The following is a 25,864-nucleotide window of genomic DNA, read 5'->3' on the forward strand; positions in this document are numbered from 1 at the left end:
ATCCGGCGGGCCCCGGCTTCCAAGGAGGGAAGCTCATGCCCAAGCGTAAGAGAGGAAAGCGGAAGTCGACCCCGGGCAGTGTGGGGAGCGCGGCCGTCGGCGGCGTCATCGCCGGTGCGGTCCGTGGGGTGATCGACTGGATCCTGAGGATCTGCACGGATCAGGCGTAGGGCCGGCAGGCGGATCATGGTGCCCGCCCACCTTCAGGTGGGCGGGCACACGTATGTGTGCCCGGGAAACGTGGATCAGGGCGCGACGGCGTTGAGCTGCACGTTTGTGGGGGCCGCGGTCATGAGGCACGCCGGGTATGGGGGAGAATCCCTCAGTTCACTCATGTACCAGGAGATTCATGTACAAGCGTCTGCCCCTGCTGACCGTCTGTCTTGCGCTCGCCGCTTTCGGCGTGTCGGCGTGCGGCTCCTCCGGTGACGGCGGAGAGAGCACCGCGGCGACACCGCCCAAGGCGTCCGCCTCGGCGGCCCCGTCGGTGCGCCCGTCGGAGACCCCTGCCGAAGCGCGCCGCCTGACAGGACTGTCGGCGAAGCTCTACCTCAGGACGATCCGGGAGCACTACCCGGACCTGGACGACATCAGCGATGACGAACTCGTCGCCCATGGTGACGCCCTCTGCGTGGCTCAGGGGCAGGCCCTCGTCGACCAGGCCAAGAAGACCAAGAAGGAACTCGCACTCACGGGCAAGCAGGCATCGCGGATCCTCGGCACCGCGCACGGCAGTTGCGGCAGGGAGACGCTCGGCTGAGGGCGACCGCTGGCATCGTCCGGGCTGGTCCACCACCGGTACCCGCGCCTACTCCTGGCTCCTCGTACCGGCTTCTCGCACCGGCTCCTCGCGCTGGTTCCTCGCGCTGGTTCCTCGTACGGGGTCGGCCTCCCGCCCGCCCTCATGCAACCGATCGTGGCGTCCGCGTCCCGCAAGAAGAGTGCGGCGGCGCGGAGCCCTCGGGGGAGGCCGCACGGCGGCGGGACGCGAGGAGCAAGGGGAGCACGGCCAGGAGCTCCACGCACGCTCCCACCCACAGAGCCGTCCGTGCCCCCGCGTACTGGCCCAGTACGCCCCCTGCCAGCGCGCCCACCGGCATGCAACCCCACACCACGAAGCGGACGCTCGCCGTCACCCGGCCGAGCAGCGGGCCCGGCGTCATCCGCTGCCGCAGCGCCACCGACTCGATCTTGAACGTCATGAACGCGGTCCAGCCGAGCCCCTGGAGCACGCAGGCCACGGCGTACCGCAAGTCCGCGTGGAAGAACGGCAGGGCCGCCAGCCACAGCACCCCGCTGACCAGCACCGACGCGCACATCGCACGCTTCTCGCCCAGGCGCGCCGCGATCCGGGTCGTGAGCAGGCTGCCCAGGAAGCCGCCCGCCGCCTCCGCCGTGAAGACCAGGCCGCACAGGAGCGGCGAGAGCCCCAGGTCACCCGCCAGCAGCACGAGCATCATCGACGTGCCCACCGTGCCGCAGAGGTTGGAGATCGCGGCGGTGAGGGTGAGGCCCCGCAGGAGCCGGTCGTGGAAGACGAAGCGCAGGCCCTCCGCGATCTCGTCGCGCAGCCGTGCCCCCGGCGGCCGTTCCTCGGGGCGGGGCTCGGACCGGCGTATCCGGGTCAGGAACAGCGCCGACACGAGGTAGCTGACGGCGTCCACGGCGAGTGCGACCGGCGCGGTGACCGCCGCGATCAGGGCGCCGGCCGCGCCGGGGCCCGCCGCGGCGGTGATCGTACGCGAGGACTCCAGGGCCACGTTCGCCCCGACGAGGCGGTCCTCGTCGACGAGGCGGGGGAGGTGGGACTGGTGCGCGACGTCGAAGAACACGGTGCAGACGGACAGGCCGAAGCCGACCGCGTACAACTGGCCGAGGGTGAGCGCGTCCAGGCAGGCGGCGATCGGGAGCGTCGCCAGCAGCGCGGCCCTGCCCAGGTCGCCCGCGATCAGCACCCTGCGCCGCCGCATCCGGTCCACCCAGGCCCCGGCCGGCAGGCCGACCAGCAGGAATCCCAGGTACTCGCACATCACCAGGAGGCCCGCCTCGAGCGGCGACGCATGGAGGGGGCCGATCGCCACGAGGGGGAGGGCGAGGACCGTGATGGCGGTGCCCGCCTGACTGACGGTGTCGGCCATCCAGAAGCGGCGGAAGTCGGGCAAGCGGAGGAGACGGAGCGGGGGCGGCGCCGAGGCGGATGCGGACGAGGACGAGGACACGGATGCGGGCACGGGCGAGGACACGGATGCGGGCACGGACGGGGACATGGATGCGGGCGCGGAAGCGGATTCGGATGCGGGATCATGCGCGGTCTTCATGGGGCCGTACACCATCACCCGCCGCTGGTCGCAGCCATTGTTTTAGGCTGGGCTAAAACGTCTCGGGGGAGGACTCGCATGGGGGAGATACGGTTCGGCGTCGATGATCTGGCGCAGCTCAGGTTCGCGATCTCGCCGCTCTGGGAGACGGTCGCCGCGCTGCGCGCCACGACCGACCCGGGGCGCTACGCCCTTCATCTGCCGTGGATCAAGGGGGCGTTGAGGGTGGGTTCGGAGCGTACGAACCTTCTTCCGTACGTGGCAGAGCTGGAGGCGCTCGTCCCCGCGCCGCGGTGTCCGCTCGCGGAGATCGAGGAGGAGGCGGGGGCGCCGGGGGCGGGCCTCGCGCGGGCGGAGGGCCTGCTCGACTGGTGGCGGGTCGGCGTGCTGCCGTACTGGCCCCGCATCCGGGCCGTCCTGGAGGCCGACCTCGCCCATCGCACCCGGCAGCTCGCCGAGGACGGGATCCAGGAGGTGCTCGCGGGTCTGCATCCGAGCCTGCGCTGGGGCGACGGGCGGCTGGTCTCGCCCCATCTGCCCGGCGGGGAGTTCGCGTTGGACGGGGGCGGGATCACGCTCGCGCCGAGCGCGTTCGCGGCGCGGTGCGTGCTGCTGCCGGGGCGGGACGGCGTACCGCCGTGCCTGGTCTATCCCTCGCGGGCCGTCGGCACCCTGTGGGAGTGCCGTGACGGGTCGGGCGACGGACTCGCGCGGCTCCTCGGGCGGAGCCGGGCGCGTCTGTTGAGCGGTACGAGTACGCCTTCGACGACCACCGGGCTCGCCCTGCTCACGGGGCTGACGCCCGGCGCGGTCTCCCAGCATCTGGCGGTGCTTCGTGGGGCGGGGTTGGTGATCGGGCACCGCTACCGTCGTGAGGTGTACTACCGGGCCAGTGACCTGGGGCTCGCGCTGATGGAGGGCGGGGGACGGAGCCTCTGACGGAGGGCGGAGGACAGCGCCTCCGCTCACCGCCCCGTACGGTCAGGTCAGGTCAGGTCGAGGAAGCTCCACCGGGCGTCCGGCTGGGCGCCGCTCAGCCACTTGCCGCAGTTCTGGAGCACGACGGGGCTCGACGTGATGTGCTGGGTGCCCGTCCCGAGGTCGCGCAGGAAGCGGTCGACCGGTCCGCGGCGGATCGCCGCCGAGCCCGCCCAGCGGTGCACGGTGCGGCCCACCTCGTACACGGTCGAGGTCGTGTGGTTCAGGACGAGGCGGATCAGGGTGTCCTGCTCGGTCGTGGGCAACTCGCCCTGGTCCAGGGTCTGTTCGATGTCCTGCCAGACGTCGTCCACCCAGGCGCGGGCGGCCCGGAACCGGGCCTCCGCCGTCGCGTACTCGGCGTGGAACTGCGAGGTGTCGACCGCGGCGCCCCGCGACCCGGTCCGCGCCGCGGCGACCCGCTTCAGCTCGTCCAGGAGCCGCCGGCCGACGCCGAGGGCCCAGCCCGTGTGCCCGATCGCCGACATGTTGACCAGGCCGAGGCGGTAGACGGCGCCGCCGTTGACCGGGGCGTCCGTGGTCGCGATGTAGGTGTACCCGTGCGGTACGTACACATCGGTGCAGTGGTAGTCGATGCTGTGTGTCGCGCGCAGCCCGAGCACGTCCCAGTTGCCGTCCAGGGTCACCTGCGACTTCGGCATCGCGAGGACCCGCAGCTCGCCGGTGCCCTCGACCTGGATCGCGCTGTGGACGTGGGTGGCGTGCGCCATCCCGGAGGCGAACTGCCACTGGCCGCTGACCCGGTAGCCGCCCTCCACGGGGACGGCCCGGCCGGGGCGCGTGCCGTGTCCGGAGAGCAGCGCGTACTTCCCGTTCGGCACGTCGGGGAACAGCTCGGCCGCCGCGCCCTCGGAGAGGTACGCCGCGGTGGTCCCGGTCATCATCTGCAGCGCGAACATGGTCCACCCGGCCGCGGCGTCGTGGTAGCTCGCCCGCTCCGCCGTCCGGATCAGCTGCCGTGGCGCGAACTCGTATCCGCCGAGGCTCAGCGGGAGCTCGGCCCGCACGATCCCCGTGTCCAGCAGTGCCCGCGCCGTCTCCTCCGGCAGCCTCCCCAACTCCTCGGCGGCATCGGCCCGTTCATCGAGCATCCCGCCGAGCGCGTCGATCCGCTCCAGCACCCCCGCCAGTTCCGCACTGACATGCAGCCGGCCCTTGTCCCCCATGGAATCCCTCTCCTCGTGGCCCGATTCCCGATCGTCTCACGCACCCACCCGGACCGGACCGCAGACCCCAACCAGCTTGGGCTGCCTGGCCGTTGCAGTCGATCCAAGCCGTAACGCCGGACCGAGCGGGGTGGAGCCCGTGACGCGCACGGGCTCCACCACCTGTCTCGGTCTACGCCCTGGCCCGCAGCATCAGCTGCGCGGGGGAGCGGTGCTCGACGGGTGGACGAGCCGTCGCCCGCGGCTTCGGCGTGGGGGCGAGTCGGCGGCGGCGTGGTTCACGCGGCTGCCAGCGCAGCAGGAGGACGGCCGCGAGAAGGGGGCCGCAGGTCAGGACTATGAACGTCATGACGCGGACGCCGTCCGCAGCCGGCCGAGCACGTCGGGCTGCCGGACCCGTGCCGCACGGAGGAGCCGCTGAACGGCTCGTGAGCGGCTGACGAGCCTGAGGCAGCGTCCCTGACGGGGCCACCAGCGCAGCGCGGCCAGGAGGCCGGAGTCGCAGAAGGTGACGTGCTCGGTGTCCAGGACGAGCCCGGTGTAGCCGTCGGCCGCCGCCGAGGCCAGCAGCGCGCGGAGAGGGGCGGCGCTTGCGTGGTCGATCTCTCCGGCGAGATGGAGGATCAGCGTCCTGCCGAGGGTGGTGCAGGAGCGGACGACTATGTCGCAGGGCGCGTTGTCCGCGCCCGAGTCGTGTGCGGCGGCGGAGGCCAGAGAGGCGGGCAGTATCGGGGTGGTCGTCGAAGTACTCACATCCCCATCAACGCCTCCCGGGCTGTCGCGGGACACGCGCCACACGGCACTATCACCCCATGTGAGCAGCAAGAACCCCTGACAGGGGGGATACATTCCATCCTGATGAGGCCCACCGGGTCGCTTTCTTGACGCGGCGGCGCCCCCACGGGACGCAGCGGCCCCGCCCCCGTCCGGAAACGGATCACCTGCCTCCAATCCGCCGTCTGGTCGGCTCCGGATTACCGGAGAGACAGCGTTCGCGACCGGGTGGGAGGAGAGCCGATGTCGATGGCGCAAGGGGGCATGCCGCGGGAGGCCGAGGAGGACACGGCCTCCGGGGGGCGGGGGCGGCGGCGCACCGCTGTGATCGGGAGCGGGGTGGCGGGCCTCACCGCCGCGCACGTGCTCGCCCGCGCGCATCACGTCACGTTGTACGAGGCCGACGAACGGCTCGGCGGGCATGCCCACACCCACGACCTGACCGCCTCGGACGGAGCGAGACATCGCGTCGACTCCGGTTTCATCGTGCACAACCGTCACACCTATCCGAACCTCCTGCGGCTGTTCGCCGAGCTGGGCGTCGCCACGCAGGAGTCGGAGATGAGCATGTCGGTGCGGTGCGAGGGATGCGGCCTGGAGTACGCCGGGGCACGTGGCCCCGCCGGACTGTTCGCCCGCCCCCGCAACGCCGTGCGCCCGGAGTATCTGCGCCTGCTCAAGCAGGTTCCCGCCTTCCACCGGGCCGCCCGGCGCTTGCTCGCGGAGGACGCCGGGCAGGACCTCACGCTGGGTGGGTTCCTGGACCGGGAGGGCTTCTCCGCCTACTTCCGTACGCACTTCATGACGCCGCTCGTGTCGGCCGTGTGGTCCTGCGACGCCGTGACCGCGCAGCGCTACCCGGCCGCGTACCTGTTCCGGTTCCTGGCGCACCACGGGATGCTCTCGGTCGGTGGATCGCCGACCTGGCGCACCGTCACCGGCGGCTCCCGCACCTATGTCGATCAGGTGGCCCGAAACCTGCACGCGGTCCGCCTCGCGGCTCCGGTCCGGGCCGTCCAGCGGCACCCGGACGGCGTCAGCCTGACCGAGGGCGACGGCACCACGCGGTCGTACGACTCGGTGGTCGTCGCCACCCACCCGGACCAGGCGCTGAAGCTGCTGACCGACGCCACACCGCTGGAGAAGGAGGTGCTCGGCGCGTTCCGGTACTCCCGCAACAGCACGCTGCTGCACACCGACACGAGTGTGCTGCCGCGCGCCCGCGGCGCCAGGGCCTCGTGGAACTATCTGATGCCGTCCTGCTCCGCCGGTGCCGACCGCGTGCGGGTCAGCTACGACATGAACCGTCTCCAGCGCCTGGACGCCCCCGACACCTACGTGGTCACGCTCGGGGGCGAGGGCCGTGTCGACCCGGCCCGGATCCTTGCCCGCATGGTCTACGAACACCCCGTCTACACGCCGGAGTCGGTGGCGGCCCAGCGGCGACTGCCCGAACTCGGCACGAACGTCGTGGCGTTCGCGGGTGCCTACCACGGCTGGGGATTCCACGAGGACGGCTGCCGTTCCGGCGTCGCGGCCGCCGCGGCACTCGGAGTGCACTGGTGAACGCCGCCCCCGCCCTCTACCGCGTCGCGATAGCCCACGTACGCACCGCGCCGTGGCGATACGCCCTGCGACACCGCACCTACATGTGGCTCATCGACCCCGATCACCCTCCCGAACTTCCCTTGCCGCTAAGGCCGCTGGCGCGGTTCGATCCGCGCGACCACTTCACCGGCGATCCGCCGTCCCTGCGCGCGGGCCTCGACGCCTTCCTCGCCGGCCACGGAGTGGACCTCAAGGGCGGCCCGGTCCTGATGCTCACCCATGCACGCGTCCTGGGACACGTGTTCAACCCGCTCACCCTCTACTGGTGCCACGACCCCGACGGCACCCCGCGCTGTGTCGTCGCCGAGGTCCACAACACCTACGGCGGACGCCACTGCTACCTGATGTGCCCCGACGACTTGGGACGGGCGGTGACCGACAAGGCGTTCTACGTCTCGCCGTTCTTCCCCGTCGACGGCCGCTACCGCATGCGTCTGCCCGCGCCCGGGGACCGGGTCGACCTCACCGTGCACCTGGAGCGCGACGGCGGCAGGCCCTTCACCGCGACCGTACGCGGCACCAGGCGCGAGGTCCGCGCACGAACCCTGCTGGGACTGGCCCTGCGGCATCCGTTGTCCACGCTCGCCGTGTCCGCGGCCATCCGGCTGCACGGCATCCGCCTCTACCTGCGGGGCCTGCCCGTCCAGCCCCGCCCCGTCCGTCCCTGCCCCACCCAGACCGCCCACAGGACCTCGGAGAAGGCCTCATGAGAACAGACGAGCCCAGCTCCGTCACCGCGCCCCCGGCAACCGCGCCCCACACCCCCGTGGACCCCGGCCGCTGGCCGGACGTCGCCACGCCCGAGGCCGCGTCCGGCCCCCGCACCGCGGTCGCCGCCGCCGTCGTCCGCCAGGCCCTGCGGCGCCTTCCGCTGCGCGCACGCTTCTCGGACGGGACCGTACTGGGCAAGGGCGGACCCGCCCTGGACATCCACCAGCCGCGCGCGTTCCACGGCCGTATCGGCAAGCACGGCCTGATCGGGTTCGGCGAGTCCTACATGGCAGGGGAATGGGACGCCCCCGACCTGGTGGCCGCCCTCACCGTCCTCGCCGCCCATGCCGCCGAACTGGTCCCCGAGCCCCTCCAACGGCTGCGCGGACTATGGGCGTTGCGCCAGCCGGCCGCCCGACGCAACACCCCGGGCGGCTCCCGGGCCAACATCAGCCACCACTACGACCTGTCCAACGACCTGTTCGCCCTCTTCCTCGACGAGACCCTCACCTACTCCTCGGGCCTCTTCCGGGGACTTCCCGCCGAGTGGGGCCTCCTCGCCGACGCCCAGCGCCGCAAGATCGACCGCCTGCTCGACCTCGCCGAGGTCGGGCCGGGCAGCCGGGTCCTGGAGATCGGCACCGGCTGGGGCGAACTGGCGATCCGCGCCGCCGCCCGCGGCGCCCACGTCACCTCGCTCACCCTCTCCCGCGAACAGCGCGACCTGGCCCGCGAGCGCATCGCGGCGGCCGGACTCGGCCACCTCGTCACGGTGGAACTGTGCGACTACCGCGAAGCACGCGGCACCTACGACGCCGTCGTGAGCGTCGAGATGATCGAGGCCGTCGGCGCCGAGTTCTGGCCCGTGTACTTCCGCACCCTGGAGGACCGGCTGGTCCCGGGCGGCCGCGCCGCGTTGCAGGCCATCACCATGCCCCACGACCGGATGCTGGCCAGCCGCTCCACGTACACATGGATCCAGAAGTACGTCTTCCCCGGCGGACTGCTGCCCTCCGTCGAGTCGGTCGCCGAGAACGTACGCGACCACACCCGGCTCACGATCACCCGCCGCGACGGATACGGCGCCCACTACGCCGAGACACTGCGCCTGTGGCGCGAGCGGTTCGACCGGCGCGCGGACGAGGTGGCCGCGCTGGGCTTCGACGAGACGTTCCGCCGTATGTGGACGTTCTACCTCGCCTACTCCGAAGCCGGGTTCCGCTCCGGGTACCTCGATGTCCAGCAATACCTGCTCACCAAGGAGGATCCCCGCTCATGACCCTCATCCGTCCCGCCCGGACCGGCGCCGCCCACCGGCTCGCCGCACTGGCCGAGACCGCGCTCGGCGGGCCCCTCCCGGTACGCCTGCGCACCTGGGACGGCACCGAGACCGGCCCGGCCGACGGCCCCGTGGTCGTTGTACGGTCCCGCCGCGCGCTGCGCCGACTGCTGTGGCAGCCCGGTGAGTTGGGCCTCGCCCAGGCCTACGTCACCGGCGAGATCGACGTCGACGGCGATCTCGCCGCGGGGCTGCGCGCCATGTGGTCGGCGGCCCGGGAACGCACGCTGCACGCCCCCGGCCTCACGTTCGCCGAACGGGCCCGGGCGGTCGGCACGGCGGCCCGGCTCGGAGCGGTGGGCCCGCCCCCTGCGCCACCCGCATCCCAGGCGCGGTTGCGGGGAGCGCTGCACACCAAGTCCCGCGACCGGGCGGCCATCAGCCACCACTACGACCTCTCCAACGACTTCTACCGGTTGCTCCTCGACGGGACGATGGCCTACTCGTGCGGCTACTGGGCGAGCGACGAACCTGAGTTCACCGCGGCCGACGCGCAGCACGCGAAGCTGGAACTGATCTGCCGCAAGCTCGGTCTGACGCCCGGAGCCGGACTGCTCGACATCGGCTGCGGCTGGGGATCCCTCACGCTGTACGCGGCCGAACGGTACAAGGCACACGTCACCGCGGTGACCCTGGCCCGTCAACAGGCGGCGTACGTGCGCGAGCAGGTGCGCGAGCGGGGCCTGACAGGCCTGGTCGACGTGGTCTGCCAGGACTACCGGGACATCAAGGGCGGCGGCTACGACGCGGTCGCGACCGTCGAGATGGGCGAGCACGTCGGTGACGCCGAGTACCCGGCGTTCGCGGGCGCGCTGTGCCGCATGGTCCGGCCGGCGGGCCGCGTCCTGGTCCAGCAGATGTCCCGCGGGGCGACGGCGCCGGGCGGTGGAGCCTTCATCGAGGCGTACATCGCGCCCGACATGCACATGCGCCCGCTGGGGGAGACCGTCGACCTGCTGGAGACGGCGGGTCTGGAGGTGAGGTCGGTGGAGTCGCTGCGCGAGCACTACGTCCGCACGGTCGCCGCCTGGCACCGCACGCTGGAGGAACGCTGGTCCGACGTCGTCGGGCTCGTCGGCGAGGAGACGGCCCGCGTCTGGCGGCTGTACCTGGTCGGCGGCGGGCTCGCCTTCGAGGAACGGCGCATGGGCGTCGACCAGATCCTCGCCGTCCGGCCGACGGCCGCCGGGCACAGCGGTGCGCCGACGATGCCGCAGGACTGGTACCTCGGGCTGGACCAGCTGTGAACGGCTTTCCCTGGGACCACTTCGCGGTCGGGCTCGCGTGGTCGGCCGCCGCCGCTCTCGGCGTCATGCTGATCACCTTCGCCGTGGCCGTGCGCAAGGGCATGCATCGTGTCGTCGACGTCGCCTGGGGGCTCGGCTTCACCGCGGTCGCCGGGGTGAGCTTCCTGGCATCGGCGGACACCGGCGACCCGGGACGGCGCCTCCTGGTGACCGTACTGACGGCCGTCTGGGGGCTGCGTCTGGCCGGACACATCGCCCGGCGCGGGCGTGGCCACGGCGAGGACCCGCGCTACGAGCGGATGCTGGCCAGGGCCCCCGGAAACCGGAACCTCTACGCCCTGCGCATGGTCTACCTGCTCCAGGGAGCCCTCGTCTGGCTGGTGTCGCTGCCGGTCCAGGCCGCGCAGTACGTGCCGGAGCCGATGACCGGCATCGCCTGGGCCGGTACCGCCCTGTGGGCCGTCGGCATGTTCTTCGAAGCGGTGGGGGACGCCCAGCTCGCCCGGTTCAAGGCGGACCCGGCGAGCAAGGGCCGCATCATGGACCGCGGACTGTGGCGCTTCACCCGCCACCCCAACTACTTCGGGGACTTCTGCGTGTGGTGGGGCCTGTTCCTGATCGCCTGCGACTCGCTCGCCGCGGCGGCCGTCGGCATCGTCTCTCCGCTGGTGATGAGTCTGCTGCTGACCAAGGGCAGCGGACAACGCCTGCTGGAGCGGCACATGGCGGAGCGTCCGGGCTACGCCGAGTACACCGCCCGTACCAGCGGCTTCTTCCCGCTGCCGCGCCGCCGTTGACCTCTGTGAGGGGCCTTGCCGAACGGCAGGGCCCCTCACAGACATCCGGCCTCGCGCCCGTTCAGGCGGGGAACCGCATCAGTGCGACCGGATCGGAGGTCGGATGGTCCGAACCACCGGAGGGCTCAAGGGTGATACCCATGCCCGACGCCCCGTCGACGGCACCGCTCAGGAGCACGGCCTGGTCGACGCGCCCGGCGTCCATGAGCCCTGCCGAGCGCATGGTGCCGTCGTCGTCGAACCACAGTTGGTAGACCTTTCCGCCCGGCGGACGCGCCATCCCGGAGACGACGAACACCGCCCGGTCCTTGCTCTTGGAGACCACGACGGTGCCGGTGGTGCCGTCGGCGAGTTTCGCCGAGCTGGTCCTGGCGTCCGGCGCCGCGAGCACGGCGGCGACCCCGTCGGCTCCCTGCTCCGCCCGCCGGGCCTCTTCCACTGCGTCCTCGGCGCGCTGGTGCTGCCATACCGCGGTACCGCCGAGCGCGGCGGCCGCCGCGAGACAGGCGGCGAGAGCCCACCGCGAGAGCAGACGTCGTCCGGAGGCCGCCGTGCGTCTCGACCGGGCGGGGCTCGGCTCGCCGGGGGGCTCCTGACGAACCGTCGTGATCCGGCGCAGCACCTGCTCGCGCAGCGCCGCGGGTGGCGTGACGGAGACGGCCAGGCCCAATCGGGCCGCCACCGCGGTCAGCTCGGCGGCCTCCTGGGCGCACGCCTCGCAGTCCGCGAGATGCCGCTCGAACGCGCCCCGCTCCTCGTCGGACAGCGCGTGGAGGGCATAGGCACCCGTCAGGGTGTGCAGCTCGGCCGTGCTCACGCGGTCACCCCCAGGCAGTCACGCAGCCGGATGAGACCGTCCCGCAGCCGGGTCTTGACCGTGCCCAGCGGCAAGGCCAGGGCTTCGGCCACCTGACGGTAGGTCAGTCCGCGGTAGTACGCGAGGGTGACGGCCTGGTGCTGGATCTCGGTCAGCGTGCGCAGGCAGCGCCGCACCTGCTCGCGCTCGAGACGCGCTTCCACCTGCTCGGCCACCTGGTCGAAGTCGGGCGTGTGACCGAGGAGCGCGGCCTTGTGGTCGCGGGCCGCGGCGGACTCCACGGAGCGCACCCGGTCGATCGCGCGCCGGTGCGCGAGGGTGAGGATCCAGTTGATCGCCGTACCGCGGTCCGGACGATAGCGGGCGGCGGTGCGCCAGACCTCCACGAGGACCTCTTGGGCCACCTCCTCCGACTGCGCCGGGTCACGCAGGACGGCGCGTACGGTGCCGAGGACCGGGCCCATCACCATGTCGTACACGGAGGCGAACGCGTCCGGGTCGCCCAGGGCCACGCGGCCCACCAGCTCATCCAGACCTGGCTCGGCGGATGGGTTTCTGCCGATGTGTACGGCTTCTTTCACGAGGGCCTCCGTGGTCGGGACATGTCCAGACGTAATCCGGACCCCACGAGTCCGCGGATTGGTCCCGGCGACCAAGCCGTCCGGCATCCGGTGTCGAATGATCAGTGGTGAGCGGTCCACGGAGGCGCCGTGGCGGAGCGAGGAGGACGGATGACCGGGCACGAGCAGCGAGCCGTCGTGGCGGGCGCGGGGGCCGGCGGCGCGTTGACCCCGCGCCGGACCCCGCCCGGAGCGCGTGCCGCGGTGCTGTTCCTGCACGGCGGCCGTGCCGACAGCCGGTCGCCGTCGCGCCCCTGGCACCTCGCGGCGCTGAGGATGAGGCCTTTCGTACGGGCCGTCGCCGCCGCCCTCGGGCCGGACGACCCCGTCGCGCTGGCGGAGGTGCGGTACCGGGTGCGCGGCTGGAACGGGCCCGACGCCGACGCTCTGTGCGACGCCCGGCGGGCGCTCCATGACCTGGCCACCCTCGTCGGTGACGTGCCGGTGGTCCTCGTGGGCCACTCGATGGGCGGCCGTGCCGCCCTGGGCGCGGCGCGGGCACCGCAGGTCACGGGAGTCCTGGCGCTGGCGCCCTGGTGCCCGGACCACGAACCGGTCGAGCACCTGCGCGGCAAGGACGTCGTCGTGCTCCACGGCGACCGCGACCGGGTCACCGATCCGCGCGCGTCGGAGGCGTTCGTGCGGCGGGCCCTCGCCGCCGGCGCGCGAGCGGAGGCGTCCCTCGTGCCGGGCGGTGACCACGCGATGCTGCGTGACAGCGCCCGCTGGCACCGCACCGCCGCCTCCACCGTGATGGGGCTTCTGGGGCGGTGAGGCGGCCAGGACCCGTACCGGTGGATTAGGAGGCGGGCAGTTCCGGTGCGCGGCTGCCCGCGGTGAGCCCGGCCGTGGCGGCGGTCTTGAGGGCGGACTCCAGATCGAAGGGGCGGGTGCGGTCGGGGGCGGCGCAGCGGAGCACGGGCAGCAGGACGTCGACGGTGAGTGCGCCGGCCCTGGCCGCGTCGAGCAACGCGTCGGCGAAGCGCTCGGCCTCCTGGAGGTCGCCGACGCCGTAGTACGACTCGAAGAGGCGAGGGTCGCCGTCGCTGAACGGCGCGCCCACCAGCCCGCTGCCGTCGTCCTCGTCATCCGCGGGCAGGCAGTCCAGGGTGCCATCGGTGTCGTACCAGTGGAAGAACCCGATGGGTGCCTTGGCGGTCACGGTGCGGCGCAGCCCGCCGCCGTCGTTCTCCCAGGCGTCCCCGAGCCAGTCGGGGCCGTCCGACACCGCCTGTGGGATCTCGTCGTACACGTCGCCGGAGAGTTCGTGATCCTTGCCCATGACGACGGCCCGGCCACCGCCGAGCGGAACGAGCTGCCACCAATTGCTGCTGCCGTCATCGTGGTGGAGCCCGGACTCGTCGACCCAGTACCCCTGTTCGGCCCCGGCCGCGTGGATGACGGCCATGACAGAACCTTCCAGCCACAGCTCGGTCAGGTCGTGCATGGTGTGCCCCTGTTCTTTGTGCGTCTGTTCTTTGTGCGTCGTCTTTTGGTCGGTGGACTACCGGTGGATGAGACGCGGGCCTACGGGGAGTGGTTCGCGTGACGCGGCCTTCGTAGTTCCGCACCGTGGCGGCCTGGTGGGATGCGCCTGAGCGGTACGGGTCCTCTCTGGCGGCACAGCTTGACAGGTTCGGGAGCGCACATAATGCTAACGGTGTTAGCTTTTCTAACGTCGTTAGGAGTTCATGATGGGGAGGCGGGAAGAGGTACGTCGGCGGACGTTCGCCGAGATCCTGGAAACAGCGGGCCGGATGGCCGAGGCCGAGGGCTGGCAGGCGGTGACGATCCGGCGGATCGCCGCCGAGATCGGCTACAGCGCGCCCGTGATCTACCAGCACTTCCCGAGTAAAGAGGCCCTGCTGCACACATTGCTGGAGCGGCTCAACGGTGAGTTGGTGCAGCGGATGCGGGTCGCGGTGGCCGGCGGGACGGGGGCACGGGGTCCGCATCTGGCGGCGGTCGCCTACTTGGAGTTCGCGCGGTCGCGGCCCGGCCTCTACCAGCTCATGTCGGGCGCACTGGGCACGGACGTCGATGCCTCCTCCCGTCGTGCCGCCGCCGGCGACGTGATCGCCTTCACCAGGCAGCTCATCGATGCGTGGGCCGCCGAGACCGCAGCCGAACCCGCCAGTGTCGAGGACGCCTGCGAACTGCTGTGGGGCACGCTGCACGGCCTTGCGTCCATCGGGTCGATCGAGGACATCGGCTTCGACCGCGCCCTGCGCCTGGCCGACCAGGCGGTGACGGCGCTGCTCGCCTACTGGTCCGGCCCGCCTCCGGAGCCCGATGAACACCGCCCGCTTGCCGATCGTCCGAAAGTCAGGGGAGCGAAATGATCTACCACCACAACCGTTTCACCTTCAAGACGACTGTCACTGCCGAGCAGCGCGAGGAAGCCCTCGCCAGCCTGCGCAACCAGGGCGAGTCGATCGACGCGGTCGCACAGTACGTCGTCGGCAGAGACATCGGCGGCGAGTTCGAGTACGGCGCCGTCTTCGTCCTCAAGGACCTCGACGGGTACTGGGAGTATCTGATGGCGCCCTCACACGCCCACACCGACCGGATCGGTCTGCCGCTGCTGGAGTCCTTCGTCTCCTACGACACCACCGACAGCGACGCCCCCGACATCGCCCAGAAGATCGCCGACCTGCACGCGCGACGCTACGCCGGAGACCCGGCCCTCACCAAGCTGGTGGCCGACCTCCCGTCCTACACCGGCAGCAGCGCACCTGCCCCCACCAACAGCCCCCTCGGCGCTGGAGGCTGAAGGGCTGAGTCGATGGCCGCCGCGGTGAAGCACGTCATTTCTCGGCTGGGGCGGGGGCTCGGGGGAGACGTAGGCGGGCGGGCCGTGGCAGCCGGTCGGATCCTCAATCCCGATGCCCGTCGGCCGGTGCCTTCAGCAGCCGGTCCAACTCGTTTCCGGCCTCCTCATACCCCGCGTCGGAGATGCGTTGCAGCTCGCGCAGGTCGCCGGTGGCGGCCGCCCGTCGAGTGAGCAGGAACCCGGCGTGCAGGGATCCCTCGTCCAGCAGCTCGCTCAGCTCCCCGACCTCGTCGGCCGCGTCGGCCAGGTCGGCCAGCCGGTCCAAAGCGGTCTCGCTGCCCTCATCGGCCAGCTCGCGCAGGGTCTCCCGATCGACATTCATGTTCGCCATGACGTCATGCTGCAACCCTGCCCCAGGGGAAAGGTCAAGTGGAACGATGGCCGGGTGATCACCATCGGGCAGCTGGCCAGGTACGTCGGAGTGTCGATCAAGGCCATCCGCGTCTATCACGACAAGGGGCTGCTCCCCGAGCCCGACCGTGATGCGTCCGGCTACCGACGGTACGGCGCGAACGACGCCATCGACCTGATCAAGATCCGGACGCTCGCCGAAGCCGGCGTCCCCCTGGCCCGTGTCCGGGACCTGAGATCAGCGACCGATGAGGAGTTCCAGCGGGCGCTGCGAGAGATCGACGACGACCTCACCCGCCGCATTCGTGGCCTGCGGGCAACGCAAGGGCGTCTGCGCCAGCTCGCCGCCGGGTGTCTGGCGCCGCTGCCCACCGAGGTCGGTGCCCATCTGGAGCACCTGGCCCGCTGGGGCTTCACCCCTCGTTGGGTGGACCTGCAACGCGACCTGTGGATCCTCGTGTTCGCCACCCACCCGGACCGCGCGACCACCCTGTTTCACGACCAAGCCGAGACTCTCGCCGACCCGGCGCTACGGCAGCTCTTCCTCGACTACGACCATGCGCACGACCTCCACGCCGACGATCCCCGCATCGACGACCTCGCCCGCCGGATCACCGAGGCGACCCGGAAACGCTACGGATCCGACGACCCGCCCGAGCTGGATAAAGCCTCCGAGATCCCCGCCCTCATCCAGGGCACGGTCAACGCATCATCCCCCGCATGGCAGCGACTCGACACGCTCATTCGCGCACAACGAGACGCCTGACCCGGGGCCCGGCCCGGAACGGCAGAACCCGGAGGTCGAACGGCCCGGGAAGCGCGCTACGGGGTGAGCCAGCGACGGAGGAGTCTGCTGACGGTGGGCATGGACACGTAGGTCATGAGGACGTTGAAGACGACGGCGACGACCGCGCTGCTGAGGAGGAGGGGGAGCGAGGCCAGGCGCGGGACGAGGAAGAGGCTTCCCAGTACGGAGATCGGGTAGATCGCCAGGGTCGCGCTGATGGCCATCTTCCAGCGGGGCGGTGCCGGCCGCGTCGAGCCGGGTTCGGCGAACCAGGTCTCCATGCCCGTGAGGGTCCGCCGGGCGATCTCGGTGTGGTGGTGCCCGTCGCAGTCGGCGAACCACGAAGCGCGTTCGGGCGACTCCTGCCAGGCCCGGCATGCCTCCTGGTCCCGGAAGCGGTGGACCAGGAACCAGGGCGCGTCGCCGCCGGAGGAGCGGAAGAAGCCGTGGCCGAGATGGCCGGGGAAGGCGGCGGCGCTCTCCAGGATGCCCTTCGCCCACCGCTCGAAAGCGGCCTCGTAGCCGGGTTCCACCCGCCGGGCTATCAGAAGCGTCACCTCGCCCGAGTCGGCGGGGACGGTGGCGTGTTCAAGGCTGACCGCGGTCACACGAACTCCTCATGATCTCACCGCGCCCGGCCGTACTCTACGCGTTCGCACGCGGTGCCTTGAGGGGCGAAGACGGCCCGTGCGATCGGGCACCTTCCCCGTGGCGGTCTCACCCTCGGCCTCGGCATTCCGAAGCAGGCAGAGCGGTACGAGGTGCGGTCGGCCGCCGGGCGCACGTGCGAGGTCCCCGTGGCGGACGACCGTGGAATCGGCAGGCGAGGACAGTCGAATCGGCAGGGGACCGGCCGCGGAGGCGCGTCATGACGCGCGACTGCCCGTCCGGGCCGTTTGTGCGTCGCCGTGCCAACTCCTGTGCGCTGAGGGTCAATACGGTCACCCCAGTCGCTCGTAGCGTGCAGGAGTGCGGGGCCGCGAAGACGACCGCCGTCGAGAAGTAATCGCATCGGGGCGGATCGCCCGCGCGGCGCTGTTCGGTCAGGAGCTCAGCGCCCCAGCCGGGAGTCGAGCCAGGTGAGGACCTCGGGGGTGACGGGGTCCGTGATGTCCGCGAACTCCCCGTGCTTGGTCAGGAACTTGGCCACGTAGGGGCAGACAGGGATGATCCGCATTCCGGAGGCGCGGACGTCGGTGAGAGCCTGTTCGACGAGGATCGCGGCGAGTCCCTGGCCGGCGTAGGTGTCGTCGATCTCGGTGTGGAAGAAGCCCCGCTGGTCGTCGCGGTCGCGGTAGGCGGTGAGGCCGGCGCGGTCGTCGTCGACGAGGATCTCGTAACGGTGGCGGGCGTCGACGCGGCGGACGACGGGGGCAGCGGTGGTCTGCTCGCTCATGAGGGCGGCCTTCCGGTTCGGGTCAGCGGGGTGAGGGGTTCTTGCGGGGCGCGATGACGGCGTGGGGCAGGGCGGGGGCGGGCAGTCGCTCGCCGGGGTAGCCGTCGACGGTGCCGAAGCGGTCGGAGGCGCGCTCCCAGTCGTCCCGTGCCTCGACGATGTCCTGGTGGCTGCGGCCGATGAAGTTCCACCACATCACGATCTCCTCCTCGAAGGGCGGGCCGCCCAGGAGGACCGTCCGGGCCGGGCGGTCGGAGTCGTTCGTGAGGGTGAGGGCGGCGCGGCCGGGGGCGGCGTAGCCGAGTTCCGCGGGGCGCAGGCGGGTTCCGTCGAGGCGTACGTCGCCCTCGTCGGCGAGGAGTCCGTGCTCGAAGTCGGGGTCGATGTCAAGGGTGACGGTGGCATGGGCGTCGATCAGGACCTCGGCTCCGAGGAGCGGGGTGAAGGTGCGCACGGGGGAGGTGTCGCCTACGAGAGTGCCCAGGAAGACCCGCAGTTCCGCGCCGTCGACGCGGCGCGGCGCGGGCGCGTGGTGCTGGAACTCGCGTGGCGCGTGGCGGTGTTCGTCGGGAAGGGCCACCCACAACTGGACCCCGTGGAGCACGGTGGTGCCGGGGGTGGAGACCTCCGTGTGGCTGATGCCGTGACCCCCGGTCATGAGGTTGATCTCGCCGGGCCGCACGAAGGCGTGGGTGCCCAGGCTGTCGCGGTGCTCGATCTCCCCGCCGAACAGCCAGCTGACGGTCTGGAGCCCGGTGTGCGGGTGGGGCGCGACGTCCATGCCGCCGGAGTCGGCGACCCGGTCGAGGCCGTAGTGGTCGGCGAAGCACCAGGCCCCGATCAGCGTCCGGGCCCGTTGCGGCAGGGTGCGCCGTACGGTCATCGCCCGGGGGCCGCCCAGCGGGACGTCCCGGGCGGTGAGGACCTCGACATCTGCCTCGATCTCCGTGTGATCCATCTCCCGGCCTTCTCCCGACAAAAGTAGTTTCGATTTCAACGACCGTGAGTGATCATAGTTCCGAAGACAACCCGGGACAACAGGCTGAGGAGCACAGGCGATCGAGACCGCACAGGCCGCGGAAGCCCACCGGACCAAGGCCGGATCTACCTCGACAAGCAGAGCCCCGCCGCGTACCAGGCGCTGGTCAAGACCGCGGACGCCGTCCGTGCGACGGCCGCCGAGGCCGGCCTCGACCGGCTCCTGGTCGAGCTGGTCAACCTCCGTGTGTCCCAGCTCAATGGCTGCGCCTTCTGTCTCGACGTCCACACGCGGGCCGCCCTGCGCGCCGGGGAGACCACCCTGCGCCTCGGCGTGCTCGCCGCCTGGCGGGACACCGAGCCCTTCACCGCCCGCGAGCGTGCGTCCCTCGCCCTCGCGGAGGCCACCACCCATCCCGCCGACGCCCTCGCCCAGGAGCGGGCGTACGCGGAGGCGGGACAGGTGCTGAACGACGACGAGATCGCCGCCGTGGTCTGGACGGCGATCACGATCAACGCCTTCAACCGGGTCTCGATCCTCAGCAAGCACCCGGTACGGGAGACTCCCGCCCGCTGAACCCCTACGGCGCCGTCGCCCAGCCCACACCCGGGGCCGAGAGCCGCCACACCACCACCGCGCCCGCGACGAGCAGCGTCAGCGCGACACCCGGGATGAGCCAGAGCCCGACCTCCAGGAGGACGGCTCCGACGAGGGCGCCGAGGAACATCGCCAGTACGGACAGGACCCGCCGGCCGGGACGGGGCGCCGCCCCGCCGGCCGGGCCGGAGTCGGCGGCGAGCCCGGTTCGGGGGCAGCACTGGAATCGGCCTGGCCGGCGCTGTGCGGCTGGCGGCCGAGGGGGCGCACGTGCTCATCACCGGCCGTCGCAAGCCCGAACTCGACGCGGCCGTCGAAACGATCGGCTCGGCGACCGCCGGGATCGGCGACATCGCTGACCTGGCCGACCTGGACCGGCTCTACGAGGCGGTCCGTGGCCGTGGGCAAGGTCTGGATGTGCTGTTCGCGAACGCATCCGTCGCGGAGTTCGCCCCGTTGGAGCAGATCACGGAGGGTCACTTCGACACGCTCTTCGGGATCAACGTCCGGGGCACGCTGTTCACCGTCCAGAAGGCGCTGCCTCTACTCAATGATGGCGCCTCGGTGATCCTGAACGGCTCCACCAACGTGGGTCGGCGCCGAGGCGTTCGGCGTGTACGCGGCCTCCAGGGCCGCCATCCGGTCTTCTGCCCGGACCTGGGCCGATGAACTCAAGAGCCGCGGGATCCGGGTCAACGCCGTCACGCCCGGCCCGACCGGCACTCCTGGCCTGTCGGGACTCGCACCCGACCCGGAGCGGTCCGCCGTCCTGCGGCAGCACCTCGCGGCGCAAGTCCCGCTGGGCCGGCTCGCGCAGCCGGAGGAGATCGCCGCCGCCGTGGCCTTCCTCGCCTCCGGGCAGAGCAGTTTCATCACCGGTTCGAGCCTGTACGTCGACGGGGGCCTGAACCAGATCTGAGCTCGAAGGCATCTCGGCATGCCGATGGGCGATGCGAAGGTCCCGGTGTCGTAGCGGTCGAGAGCCGGACCGCTGGTTGGCGACCAGGGCGTGTTCCGCCGAACCGATCTCGGAAGCGGCTTGCAGAGCTGGTCCGTTCACGGACACAGTGAGACGCAAGGCGCTTCGCGAGATCGTCCGCGGCCCCAAGCCCTATGCGGCAGGGGGCATCCACCGGGCCGTGTGACGCATGTGACATGCACAAGCCCCCGCCGGATCCGATCCGGTAGGGGCTTCTGTGCGCAGTGGGCCCCGCTGACATGGGGCCTGTGCTGCACTCGTCCTCGGCCTCGTGGCGGGAGGGCGCGCGAAGGCCCGGTGGCGGGAGGTCGAGCTCCTCCTCGATGCCCTCGCCGTGGGCGGGCTGCGCCGGCTCGGCAGTCGGGCCGAGCCGGGAGGAGACAGGAGGCACCGGGACGAAACAGGCCTCTACCGCCCCATCATTGCCTCCTCGCTCGCTGCCCCCACCCGCCCCAACACGGCCAGATCACCAAAAAGCATTCAATGCCATGAAGCAGTGCGAAACGCTCACCGACGAGAACACCCCCCAACTGGCTCGAAAGCCAACCCTGGAACCAAACGCCGATCACCGGACCAGACGCTCAGTCAGGGCGAGTGGAACGCGACCTCCGGATCGGCCTTCGACGGGCCGTCCAGCAGGGGGCGGTGGCGGCCGAGGAGATTCCGGTCGAAGAAGGCCGTGACGTATCCGTTGGTTATCTGCCCCGAGCGTGTGCCGGACAGCGGGGCCGACGGGTCGGTCATTCCGAGCTGACCGCTGAGTACCGGCAGGTCGGTGAAGGTGAAGTGGCCCGAGCCCGCGACCGTGAACCAGCGCTTCCAGCCGTCGAGCCGACGCCATTCGCGGAGCCAGGTAGTGTCGTCGGCCCGGGGGTGGTGCTTCTTGTCGGTGCCGAGCATGAGGACGGGGCGACTGGTGCCGGCGGACGGGACCGGAGCGAAGAATGTGCCGTCCACGTTGGCGGCGGCGCGGATACGCGGGTCGGTGCCGATCGCCACGGCCGCCGCGTTTCCACCGAGCGAGTGACCGGCGGCACCGATCCGCCGGGGGTCGATGAGCGCCGCGTAGTCCGGGTGCCGCCCGTCATCGCGGCGGGAGGGGGCGGTCAGCTCGTCGACGACGAAGGAAAGATCCTCCGCTCGGTTCCGTGCGGCCGCGGCCAGCACCTTGTTCTCCCCGGTACCCGTGCTCGGCGATTCCCCGACCTTCTCGCACGCGACGCAGGTACGCATGCGCGCGGAACCCTTCTCGTCGGGGAACTCCGTTCCGTAGGACTCGTACGCGTGGTCGACGACGGCGACGATATGGCCTCGGGAGGCGAGCGACTCCGCGAGTCCGGTGAGGGTGGCCCGGTGCAGGGTGAAGCCAGGGGAGAGCGCGACGAGTGGGTGCCTGCCTGGGGCGGCACGGGCCAAGAGGCGCGCATTGGTGTGGACGGAGGTCAACTGCTCGGCGTCGAACCGCTGGTCCAGCTTCTGCCCCTTCAGGAGTAGTGCGGCTTCCTTGGTCGCCAGGTATGGCGCACGGGCGTCGTTGTCGTCGCGCCGGGCCGGGTAGAAGACGGACACCATCAGCTCCCGGGCCCCAGTGGAGGGCACCCATGGATCGCGGCGTGCCTCGTCCACGAGGTGGAGGGTGTCTCGCCCGATCCGGTGGGGACCGGAAGGGCGGGGGAGGGAGAGCCTGACTTCCGTCGGCGCCGGGGAGGCGGACCTGGCGGCCGCGGCACTGTCGGTGTCGGCGCATGCTGCGGTGGTGGGGGCCAGGAGCGACACGGCTAACAGGGCGACGGCGGTCCGGTGCCGCGTGAAGGCGGTGGCCTTGCGGTGAGTGCGCATGCTGATCATGCTGGGGAGCGTAGAAAGCAGGGAAGGCGCCCGGTACCGGCGAACGTGCGGGGTGGGCCCCTGCCGTTCGTCGGGGGTGAGTGGGGACTGGCTGGTCCTGGACGGCGCCGACCCGGCAGTGCCGACCGGAGCGACCCGGGGGCTTCGCCGCGTGAGTACCAGCGGCCGAATCACGGCGGCCGGTCCGCGCACCGGCCGGGCACCGCTTGAGGAGACCGTCACGTTCGTTGACGGCCACACGCCTTCCCGTCACTGTGGCGACGTACCTCCGGTGAACGGCATGTCATGAGTTCCCGGTCACGATCGGAACCGGCGGCGCCAGCCGCATCCCTGCCGGCTTCTGTGCCGGGTGCGTCATTGGCGCAGGGTGATGAAGGTGTCGTTCACGACGTATCCGTCCAGTCCGTGGAGCTCGCCGTATGCGATCAAGTCGCTGGTGCAGTTGATGAATCCGCGGCCGGAATAGTTGAGCGAGGTGTTGCAGAGGACGCTGAATCCGGTCAGTTCGCCGAAGGCGGTCAGAAGCTCGGCCATGTGCGGGTTCGCCGTCGGGTCGACGGTCTGGGTGCGAGCCGTTCCGTCGACGTGTGTCACCGCGCGCAGTTCTCCGGACGCGACCTGGCTGAAGTACAGCATGTAGGGGTCGGGGACTCCGCCACCGAACCAGCGGCCCACGTCCTGTTCCAGGCAGATCGGGGCGATGGGACGGTAGCCCTCGCGCTGTTTGATCTTGTTGAGCCTGTCTGTCGTCTCCTCGGTGAAGGGGGCGGCCAGGATCGACCGGTTCCCCAGCGCCCGGGGACCGATCTCCCAGCGGCCCCGTGCCCAGCCGATGATGTTCCCGTCGCGGAGGTAGCGGGCGACCTCGCCGTGGTCCAGGGAGCGGGTCTCGTAGCGCTGTGGGTCGATCGCCACGTCCTCGACGAACTCGCCGCCCGCGTAGACGTCCCAGTCCAGGTCGGCCGACCCGGTGTAGAAGTGCTGGGCGTCGATGGCCGTTCCGATCGCGGAACCGCTGTCGTTGGGGCACGGCGGGACGAAGACCCCAGGGAAGAGCCCGCACTCGCGCCAGCGGCGATTCCACTCGCAGTTGAGCCCGCAGCCTCCCGAGATGAGCAGGGGAAGGCCCTCCGTCAAATGCTCTCGGGCGTATGCGTGGAACCGGTCGAAGATCGCGTCCGACAGGCGGGCGGCGAGGCTCTTGTACGCGTCTGTTTCCACGCCGATGTTGTGGAAGGGGGAGTCGGTCATCCGGTCCTTGAGGCTGCCGGTGATGACGTTCCTCTGGCCGAGGATGAAGTCGATGACTTCCTGCTCCGCCTCGGTCGTCGCTCGGTCCTCCGCGAAGCCGGCCAGGGCCATCTGCTTGCCCGCGTCCTGGAAGCGGACGAACTCTTCGTGCGGGCTGTACTTGGGGTCGGCGAGCGCGAAGCCGTAGGAGTACTTGTTGCCCGGGTAGTTGAGCACCTCCTGGAGGTGCGTCACCTTCCCGCGCTCGTCGATGCGGTAGAACGAGCCGATGTTCCCCTCCCAGACCAGGCTGTAGAAGGGCTGGTCCCGACGGAAGGCCGACATCCCATAGGACGTCATGATGTGGGAGCGCTCGTGCGTGGAGGAGAAGACGCGCACGTTCTTCCCGAAAAACCGTCCTGCCTTGTCCGATATCGCGGAGTCGCCCACGCCGTAGTACCCGGCACGCGAGGGCTGGTCGGTGGCCTGGGTCCCCTTGATCCAGCCGCTCACGGCGATGACGTCCGGCTGCTTGTCCAGACGGTCCGCCGCTACAGCGAACACCTCGGCGGTCAGGCCGCTGTAGCGGATGAACGAGTCCTTCTCCGCCTCCAGGGAGAAGAGCAGCTTGCCGTCTTCGACGGCTGCGATCGCCCCGTCATGGCCTTCCTTCAAGGACAGAATCAGCATGATGGTCCGTTTCTCTGTGGATTTCCGACCTGACAGTTGGGTGCCGGGATCAAGCGGGGGCGGGGTCAGACCGAGGGCGAGAGGACTCGCAGGGCGAGCTGATGCAGCCGTGGGTTGGCGGACAGGGCGCCGGTGCCGTTCTGGGGCGAGGCGCCCAGGAGGTCGGTGCAGAGACCGCCTGCTTCTTCCACGAGGATCTGTACGGCGGTGATGTCCCAGGGGTTGACGACGGGTTCGGCCGCGATGTCGAGGGTCCCTTCCGCCACCATGCAGTGCTGGAGGAAGTCCCCGAAGGCACGGTCCTCCCAGCACGCTTCGGCCAGGCGGAGATACGCCTCACGTGAGTGGAAGACGTCCCAGGTTCGTGTGCTGGTGGTGGACAGATAGGCGTGGGCGAGGCTGGTGTTGCCGGAGACCCGCAGAGGCACGGGGGTGCTGTCGCTCGGTCCGCGCCGCAGCCAGGCGCCGCTCCCGGCCGCCGCCCACCAGCGGCTCCGCAGGGCCGGGGCACTGATGACGCCGACGGTGGGGCGGCCGTCTTCGAGGAGGGCGATCAGGGTGGCCCAGACCGGCACTCCGCGCAGGAAGTTCTTGGTGCCGTCGATGGGGTCGACCATCCACGTGCGCCCGGCCGTGACGGAGCCGCCGGTCTCCTCACCGGCGAAGGCGTCGTTCGGACGGGCGGACTTGAGCGTCTCGTGTACGGCGACTTCGACGGCGGTGTCCGCGTCGGTCACGGGCGTACGGTCCAGCTTCTCCTGGATCCGCAGGTCAAGGGCTTGGAAACGGCGGCTGGTGATGCTGTCGGCGATGTCGCCGAGTTCCAGGGCCAGTTCGAGGTCGTCCTGTCGTGGCATGGGGAGCCTCACTGCACACGTCGTAGGTCTGGAGGGTTCGGCCCTCGGCGAAGCGCCTTAGGCCGCCGGATCACTTCGGGTGCAGTTCGAGCAGGTGGTACTCCATGACCCGCACTTCCTCGATCCGGCGCACGCGGTCCAGCATGTCGACCCGCATGCCCGCCTTTTCGGCGACGGCGTCGAGCCGTGCGCGGTCGCCGAGGTCGGCCGTGCCGATCAGCAGGCGGCCACCGTCGGTCAGATGCTCGTGGGCGCCGGCGATGTAGCGGGACTGGCCCTGGTAGCCGGGGTCGAAGACGGCGGAGTGCAGGTCCGTGGAGAGCGGGAAGCCGTCCTCCACGTACGTCCAGGGCACGTTCCAGAAGATCGCGTCGAACCGGTCGGTGGGCTCAAGGGCCGCGTACATGTCGCTGTGGAGGACGCGCACGCGGTCGCTCACGCCGTGCCGCTCGATGTTGGCGGCCGTATTGGCCACCGCCTTTTCGTTGATGTCCAAGGCGGTGACGGAGGCACAGCCTTCGAACGCGGCGGTGACGGAGATGACGCCGGTGCCGCAGCCGACCTCCAGGAAGGAGCCGCCCTTGGGGTAGGGCACCATCGAGGCCAGCACCTCGGTGGCGGCGCTCAGGGTGCTGGGGAACACGCCTCGGTGCAGGCTCCATTTCCGCCCCAGCAAGGTGAAGGAGTCCGGCAGGTCCTCACCCACGAGGGCGTGTTGGAGGACCTGGGCCACGGTCTCGGGGGACTCCTCGACGGTCATGGTCTCTGCCTCTCCGCTGGTGTGGGTCATCGGGCCGTCCCGGCCGCGTACCGCACGAGTGCTTCCCGGTGTCGTCCGATCTTGTGGAAGGCCTCGGCGTAGGCCTCGATGAGTGGTTCGTCGTCGGGCCAGTTGGTGAAGGTGGGCAGGGAGAGGGCGTG

At 71.0% G+C, this 25,864-nt stretch carries 29 protein-coding genes and 1 pseudogene; 14 read left to right on the top strand and 16 right to left on the bottom strand.

Going from position 1 to position 25,864, the window contains the following annotated elements; genetic code table 11:
* Positions 1 to 35 precede the first annotated feature (35 nt).
* Both AB0L89_RS06830 and AB0L89_RS06835 read left to right on the top strand, forming a co-directional pair.
* On the top strand, positions 36 to 170 hold the full coding sequence (locus tag AB0L89_RS06830) for a hypothetical protein (protein WP_365135432.1): 135 nt from the start codon (positions 36 to 38) through the stop codon (positions 168 to 170).
* 179 nt (positions 171 to 349) lie between these two features.
* A complete protein-coding gene (locus AB0L89_RS06835; protein ID WP_365135435.1) occupies positions 350 to 760 on the top strand; it encodes a hypothetical protein in 411 nt (136 codons plus the stop codon).
* A 142-nt stretch (positions 761 to 902) separates the two neighbouring features.
* Here AB0L89_RS06835 and AB0L89_RS06840 read toward each other — a convergent pair whose 3' ends face one another.
* Positions 903 to 2,162, bottom strand: coding sequence for an MFS transporter (locus AB0L89_RS06840; RefSeq protein ID WP_365135438.1), 1,260 nt, complete (start codon positions 2,160 to 2,162; stop codon positions 903 to 905).
* A 234-nt stretch (positions 2,163 to 2,396) separates the two neighbouring features.
* Between AB0L89_RS06840 and AB0L89_RS06845 the strand changes: the two genes are divergently transcribed.
* Positions 2,397 to 3,257 carry an ArsR family transcriptional regulator gene (locus AB0L89_RS06845; RefSeq protein WP_365135441.1) on the top strand — a complete coding sequence of 287 codons (861 nt, stop codon included), beginning with the start codon at positions 2,397 to 2,399 and terminating at the stop codon, positions 3,255 to 3,257.
* A 47-nt stretch (positions 3,258 to 3,304) separates the two neighbouring features.
* On the opposite strand, the gene AB0L89_RS06850 is transcribed toward AB0L89_RS06845, so the two are convergent.
* From AB0L89_RS06850 to AB0L89_RS06860, 3 genes are all read right to left on the bottom strand, one after another.
* A complete protein-coding gene (locus AB0L89_RS06850; RefSeq protein ID WP_365135444.1) occupies positions 3,305 to 4,483 on the bottom strand; it encodes an acyl-CoA dehydrogenase family protein in 1,179 nt (392 codons plus the stop codon).
* Positions 4,484 to 4,655: 172 nt separating this feature from the next.
* Positions 4,656 to 4,832 carry a hypothetical protein gene (locus AB0L89_RS06855; RefSeq protein WP_365135447.1) on the bottom strand — a complete coding sequence of 59 codons (177 nt, stop codon included), beginning with the start codon at positions 4,830 to 4,832 and terminating at the stop codon, positions 4,656 to 4,658.
* Entirely contained in the window at positions 4,829 to 5,236 is a 408-nt protein-coding gene (locus AB0L89_RS06860) for an STAS domain-containing protein (protein ID WP_365135450.1), read from the bottom strand. Before AB0L89_RS06860 ends, AB0L89_RS06855 begins: the two co-directional genes overlap by 4 nt.
* A gap of 285 nt (positions 5,237 to 5,521) precedes the next feature.
* Here AB0L89_RS06860 and AB0L89_RS06865 point away from each other — a divergent pair, with 285 nt between their 5' ends.
* The 5 genes from AB0L89_RS06865 to AB0L89_RS06885 are packed head-to-tail and all read left to right on the top strand — an operon-like array spanning position 5,522 to position 10,959.
* The gene (locus AB0L89_RS06865) at positions 5,522 to 6,823 is read left to right on the top strand and encodes an FAD-dependent oxidoreductase (RefSeq protein WP_365135626.1); all 1,302 of its coding nucleotides are present in this window, start codon (positions 5,522 to 5,524) and stop codon (positions 6,821 to 6,823) included.
* Positions 6,820 to 7,575 carry a DUF1365 domain-containing protein gene (locus AB0L89_RS06870; protein ID WP_365135453.1) on the top strand — a complete coding sequence of 252 codons (756 nt, stop codon included), beginning with the start codon at positions 6,820 to 6,822 and terminating at the stop codon, positions 7,573 to 7,575. Before AB0L89_RS06865 ends, AB0L89_RS06870 begins: the two co-directional genes overlap by 4 nt.
* Positions 7,572 to 8,855 carry a cyclopropane-fatty-acyl-phospholipid synthase family protein gene (locus tag AB0L89_RS06875; RefSeq protein WP_365135456.1) on the top strand — a complete coding sequence of 428 codons (1,284 nt, stop codon included), beginning with the start codon at positions 7,572 to 7,574 and terminating at the stop codon, positions 8,853 to 8,855. Before AB0L89_RS06870 ends, AB0L89_RS06875 begins: the two co-directional genes overlap by 4 nt.
* On the top strand, positions 8,852 to 10,162 hold the full coding sequence (locus tag AB0L89_RS06880) for a cyclopropane-fatty-acyl-phospholipid synthase family protein (RefSeq protein ID WP_365135459.1): 1,311 nt from the start codon (positions 8,852 to 8,854) through the stop codon (positions 10,160 to 10,162). Before AB0L89_RS06875 ends, AB0L89_RS06880 begins: the two co-directional genes overlap by 4 nt.
* Positions 10,159 to 10,959 (top strand): DUF1295 domain-containing protein, encoded by an 801-nt coding sequence (locus AB0L89_RS06885; protein WP_365135462.1) that lies wholly within the window; start codon positions 10,159 to 10,161, stop codon positions 10,957 to 10,959. Before AB0L89_RS06880 ends, AB0L89_RS06885 begins: the two co-directional genes overlap by 4 nt.
* A gap of 61 nt (positions 10,960 to 11,020) precedes the next feature.
* Here the strand turns inward: AB0L89_RS06885 and AB0L89_RS06890 are convergent, their stop codons facing one another.
* Positions 11,021 to 11,776, bottom strand: a complete 756-nt coding sequence (locus tag AB0L89_RS06890; protein ID WP_365135465.1) for an anti-sigma factor — start codon at positions 11,774 to 11,776, stop codon at positions 11,021 to 11,023.
* Positions 11,773 to 12,357 carry a sigma-70 family RNA polymerase sigma factor gene (locus AB0L89_RS06895; RefSeq protein WP_365135468.1) on the bottom strand — a complete coding sequence of 195 codons (585 nt, stop codon included), beginning with the start codon at positions 12,355 to 12,357 and terminating at the stop codon, positions 11,773 to 11,775. Before AB0L89_RS06895 ends, AB0L89_RS06890 begins: the two co-directional genes overlap by 4 nt.
* A gap of 150 nt (positions 12,358 to 12,507) precedes the next feature.
* On the opposite strand from AB0L89_RS06895, the gene AB0L89_RS06900 reads away from it, so the two are divergent.
* Positions 12,508 to 13,170, top strand: a complete 663-nt coding sequence (locus AB0L89_RS06900; protein ID WP_365135471.1) for an alpha/beta fold hydrolase — start codon at positions 12,508 to 12,510, stop codon at positions 13,168 to 13,170.
* 25 nt (positions 13,171 to 13,195) lie between these two features.
* On the opposite strand, the gene AB0L89_RS06905 is transcribed toward AB0L89_RS06900, so the two are convergent.
* Complete coding sequence (locus tag AB0L89_RS06905; RefSeq protein ID WP_365135474.1) at positions 13,196 to 13,843, bottom strand: hypothetical protein; 648 nt, start codon at positions 13,841 to 13,843, stop codon at positions 13,196 to 13,198.
* Positions 13,844 to 14,090: 247 nt separating this feature from the next.
* Between AB0L89_RS06905 and AB0L89_RS06910 the strand changes: the two genes are divergently transcribed.
* Both AB0L89_RS06910 and AB0L89_RS06915 read left to right on the top strand, forming a co-directional pair.
* Complete coding sequence (locus AB0L89_RS06910; protein ID WP_365135477.1) at positions 14,091 to 14,738, top strand: TetR/AcrR family transcriptional regulator; 648 nt, start codon at positions 14,091 to 14,093, stop codon at positions 14,736 to 14,738.
* Positions 14,735 to 15,169 carry a Dabb family protein gene (locus tag AB0L89_RS06915; RefSeq protein WP_365135480.1) on the top strand — a complete coding sequence of 145 codons (435 nt, stop codon included), beginning with the start codon at positions 14,735 to 14,737 and terminating at the stop codon, positions 15,167 to 15,169. The genes AB0L89_RS06910 and AB0L89_RS06915 overlap by 4 nt, the downstream gene beginning before the upstream one ends.
* A gap of 103 nt (positions 15,170 to 15,272) precedes the next feature.
* Here AB0L89_RS06915 and AB0L89_RS06920 read toward each other — a convergent pair whose 3' ends face one another.
* Positions 15,273 to 15,560: a hypothetical protein gene (locus AB0L89_RS06920; protein ID WP_365135483.1), complete on the bottom strand. Its 288-nt coding sequence runs from the start codon at positions 15,558 to 15,560 to the stop codon at positions 15,273 to 15,275.
* Between the two features lie 54 nt (positions 15,561 to 15,614).
* Here AB0L89_RS06920 and AB0L89_RS06925 point away from each other — a divergent pair, with 54 nt between their 5' ends.
* Positions 15,615 to 16,346, top strand: a complete 732-nt coding sequence (locus AB0L89_RS06925; RefSeq protein WP_365135486.1) for a MerR family transcriptional regulator — start codon at positions 15,615 to 15,617, stop codon at positions 16,344 to 16,346.
* Between the two features lie 56 nt (positions 16,347 to 16,402).
* Here AB0L89_RS06925 and AB0L89_RS06930 read toward each other — a convergent pair whose 3' ends face one another.
* The 3 genes from AB0L89_RS06930 to AB0L89_RS06940 all read right to left on the bottom strand — a co-directional run bounded on the left by AB0L89_RS06930 (position 16,403) and on the right by AB0L89_RS06940 (position 18,721).
* Complete coding sequence (locus tag AB0L89_RS06930) at positions 16,403 to 16,975, bottom strand: antibiotic biosynthesis monooxygenase (protein ID WP_365135489.1); 573 nt, start codon at positions 16,973 to 16,975, stop codon at positions 16,403 to 16,405.
* Between the two features lie 443 nt (positions 16,976 to 17,418).
* Positions 17,419 to 17,763, bottom strand: coding sequence for a GNAT family N-acetyltransferase (locus tag AB0L89_RS06935; RefSeq protein WP_365135492.1), 345 nt, complete (start codon positions 17,761 to 17,763; stop codon positions 17,419 to 17,421).
* Positions 17,764 to 17,785: 22 nt separating this feature from the next.
* Positions 17,786 to 18,721 carry a pirin family protein gene (locus AB0L89_RS06940; protein WP_365135495.1) on the bottom strand — a complete coding sequence of 312 codons (936 nt, stop codon included), beginning with the start codon at positions 18,719 to 18,721 and terminating at the stop codon, positions 17,786 to 17,788.
* 84 nt (positions 18,722 to 18,805) lie between these two features.
* Here AB0L89_RS06940 and AB0L89_RS06945 point away from each other — a divergent pair, with 84 nt between their 5' ends.
* Complete coding sequence (locus AB0L89_RS06945) at positions 18,806 to 19,318, top strand: carboxymuconolactone decarboxylase family protein (protein ID WP_365135629.1); 513 nt, start codon at positions 18,806 to 18,808, stop codon at positions 19,316 to 19,318.
* 4 nt (positions 19,319 to 19,322) lie between these two features.
* Here AB0L89_RS06945 and AB0L89_RS06950 read toward each other — a convergent pair whose 3' ends face one another.
* Entirely contained in the window at positions 19,323 to 19,469 is a 147-nt protein-coding gene (locus AB0L89_RS06950; protein WP_365135498.1) for a hypothetical protein, read from the bottom strand.
* Between the two features lie 95 nt (positions 19,470 to 19,564).
* On the opposite strand from AB0L89_RS06950, the pseudogene AB0L89_RS06955 reads away from it, so the two are divergent.
* A pseudogene (locus AB0L89_RS06955) lies at positions 19,565 to 20,258 on the top strand (SDR family oxidoreductase).
* A gap of 645 nt (positions 20,259 to 20,903) precedes the next feature.
* On the opposite strand, the gene AB0L89_RS06960 reads toward AB0L89_RS06955, so the two are convergent.
* From AB0L89_RS06960 to AB0L89_RS06975, 4 genes are all read right to left on the bottom strand, one after another.
* A complete protein-coding gene (locus tag AB0L89_RS06960) occupies positions 20,904 to 22,166 on the bottom strand; it encodes an alpha/beta hydrolase (RefSeq protein WP_365135500.1) in 1,263 nt (420 codons plus the stop codon).
* Between the two features lie 354 nt (positions 22,167 to 22,520).
* Positions 22,521 to 24,086 (bottom strand): carbamoyltransferase C-terminal domain-containing protein, encoded by a 1,566-nt coding sequence (locus AB0L89_RS06965; protein WP_365135503.1) that lies wholly within the window; start codon positions 24,084 to 24,086, stop codon positions 22,521 to 22,523.
* A 65-nt stretch (positions 24,087 to 24,151) separates the two neighbouring features.
* Entirely contained in the window at positions 24,152 to 24,943 is a 792-nt protein-coding gene (gene hisN / locus AB0L89_RS06970) for a histidinol-phosphatase (protein ID WP_365135506.1), read from the bottom strand.
* A gap of 70 nt (positions 24,944 to 25,013) precedes the next feature.
* Positions 25,014 to 25,733: a methyltransferase gene (locus AB0L89_RS06975; protein WP_365135509.1), complete on the bottom strand. Its 720-nt coding sequence runs from the start codon at positions 25,731 to 25,733 to the stop codon at positions 25,014 to 25,016.
* Positions 25,734 to 25,864 lie beyond the last annotated feature (131 nt).

The sequence above is a fragment of the Streptomyces sp. NPDC052114 genome (assembly GCF_040680155.1).
In the GTDB taxonomy this organism is placed as follows: domain Bacteria; phylum Actinomycetota; class Actinomycetes; order Streptomycetales; family Streptomycetaceae; genus Streptomyces.

Bases quoted from the DNA above. Each gene is read 5' to 3' on its own strand.
- AB0L89_RS06830 (WP_365135432.1), top strand. From the start codon at position 36: ATGCCCAAGCGTAAGAGAGGAAAGCGGAAGTCGACCCCGGGCAGTGTG.
- AB0L89_RS06835 (WP_365135435.1), top strand. From the start codon at position 350: ATGTACAAGCGTCTGCCCCTGCTGACCGTCTGTCTTGCGCTCGCCGCT.
- AB0L89_RS06845 (WP_365135441.1), top strand. From the start codon at position 2,397: ATGGGGGAGATACGGTTCGGCGTCGATGATCTGGCGCAGCTCAGGTTC.
- AB0L89_RS06850 (WP_365135444.1), bottom strand. From the start codon at position 4,483: ATGGGGGACAAGGGCCGGCTGCATGTCAGTGCGGAACTGGCGGGGGTG.
- AB0L89_RS06855 (WP_365135447.1), bottom strand. From the start codon at position 4,832: ATGACGTTCATAGTCCTGACCTGCGGCCCCCTTCTCGCGGCCGTCCTC.
- AB0L89_RS06865 (WP_365135626.1), top strand. From the start codon at position 5,522: ATGCCGCGGGAGGCCGAGGAGGACACGGCCTCCGGGGGGCGGGGGCGG.
- AB0L89_RS06875 (WP_365135456.1), top strand. From the start codon at position 7,572: ATGAGAACAGACGAGCCCAGCTCCGTCACCGCGCCCCCGGCAACCGCG.
- AB0L89_RS06880 (WP_365135459.1), top strand. From the start codon at position 8,852: ATGACCCTCATCCGTCCCGCCCGGACCGGCGCCGCCCACCGGCTCGCC.
- AB0L89_RS06900 (WP_365135471.1), top strand. From the start codon at position 12,508: ATGACCGGGCACGAGCAGCGAGCCGTCGTGGCGGGCGCGGGGGCCGGC.
- AB0L89_RS06905 (WP_365135474.1), bottom strand. From the start codon at position 13,843: ATGCACGACCTGACCGAGCTGTGGCTGGAAGGTTCTGTCATGGCCGTC.
- AB0L89_RS06910 (WP_365135477.1), top strand. From the start codon at position 14,091: ATGGGGAGGCGGGAAGAGGTACGTCGGCGGACGTTCGCCGAGATCCTG.
- AB0L89_RS06915 (WP_365135480.1), top strand. From the start codon at position 14,735: ATGATCTACCACCACAACCGTTTCACCTTCAAGACGACTGTCACTGCC.
- AB0L89_RS06920 (WP_365135483.1), bottom strand. From the start codon at position 15,560: ATGGCGAACATGAATGTCGATCGGGAGACCCTGCGCGAGCTGGCCGAT.
- AB0L89_RS06935 (WP_365135492.1), bottom strand. From the start codon at position 17,763: ATGAGCGAGCAGACCACCGCTGCCCCCGTCGTCCGCCGCGTCGACGCC.
- AB0L89_RS06940 (WP_365135495.1), bottom strand. From the start codon at position 18,721: ATGGATCACACGGAGATCGAGGCAGATGTCGAGGTCCTCACCGCCCGG.
- AB0L89_RS06950 (WP_365135498.1), bottom strand. From the start codon at position 19,469: ATGTTCCTCGGCGCCCTCGTCGGAGCCGTCCTCCTGGAGGTCGGGCTC.
- AB0L89_RS06960 (WP_365135500.1), bottom strand. From the start codon at position 22,166: ATGATCAGCATGCGCACTCACCGCAAGGCCACCGCCTTCACGCGGCAC.
- AB0L89_RS06965 (WP_365135503.1), bottom strand. From the start codon at position 24,086: ATGCTGATTCTGTCCTTGAAGGAAGGCCATGACGGGGCGATCGCAGCC.
- hisN (WP_365135506.1), bottom strand. From the start codon at position 24,943: ATGCCACGACAGGACGACCTCGAACTGGCCCTGGAACTCGGCGACATC.
- AB0L89_RS06975 (WP_365135509.1), bottom strand. From the start codon at position 25,733: ATGACCCACACCAGCGGAGAGGCAGAGACCATGACCGTCGAGGAGTCC.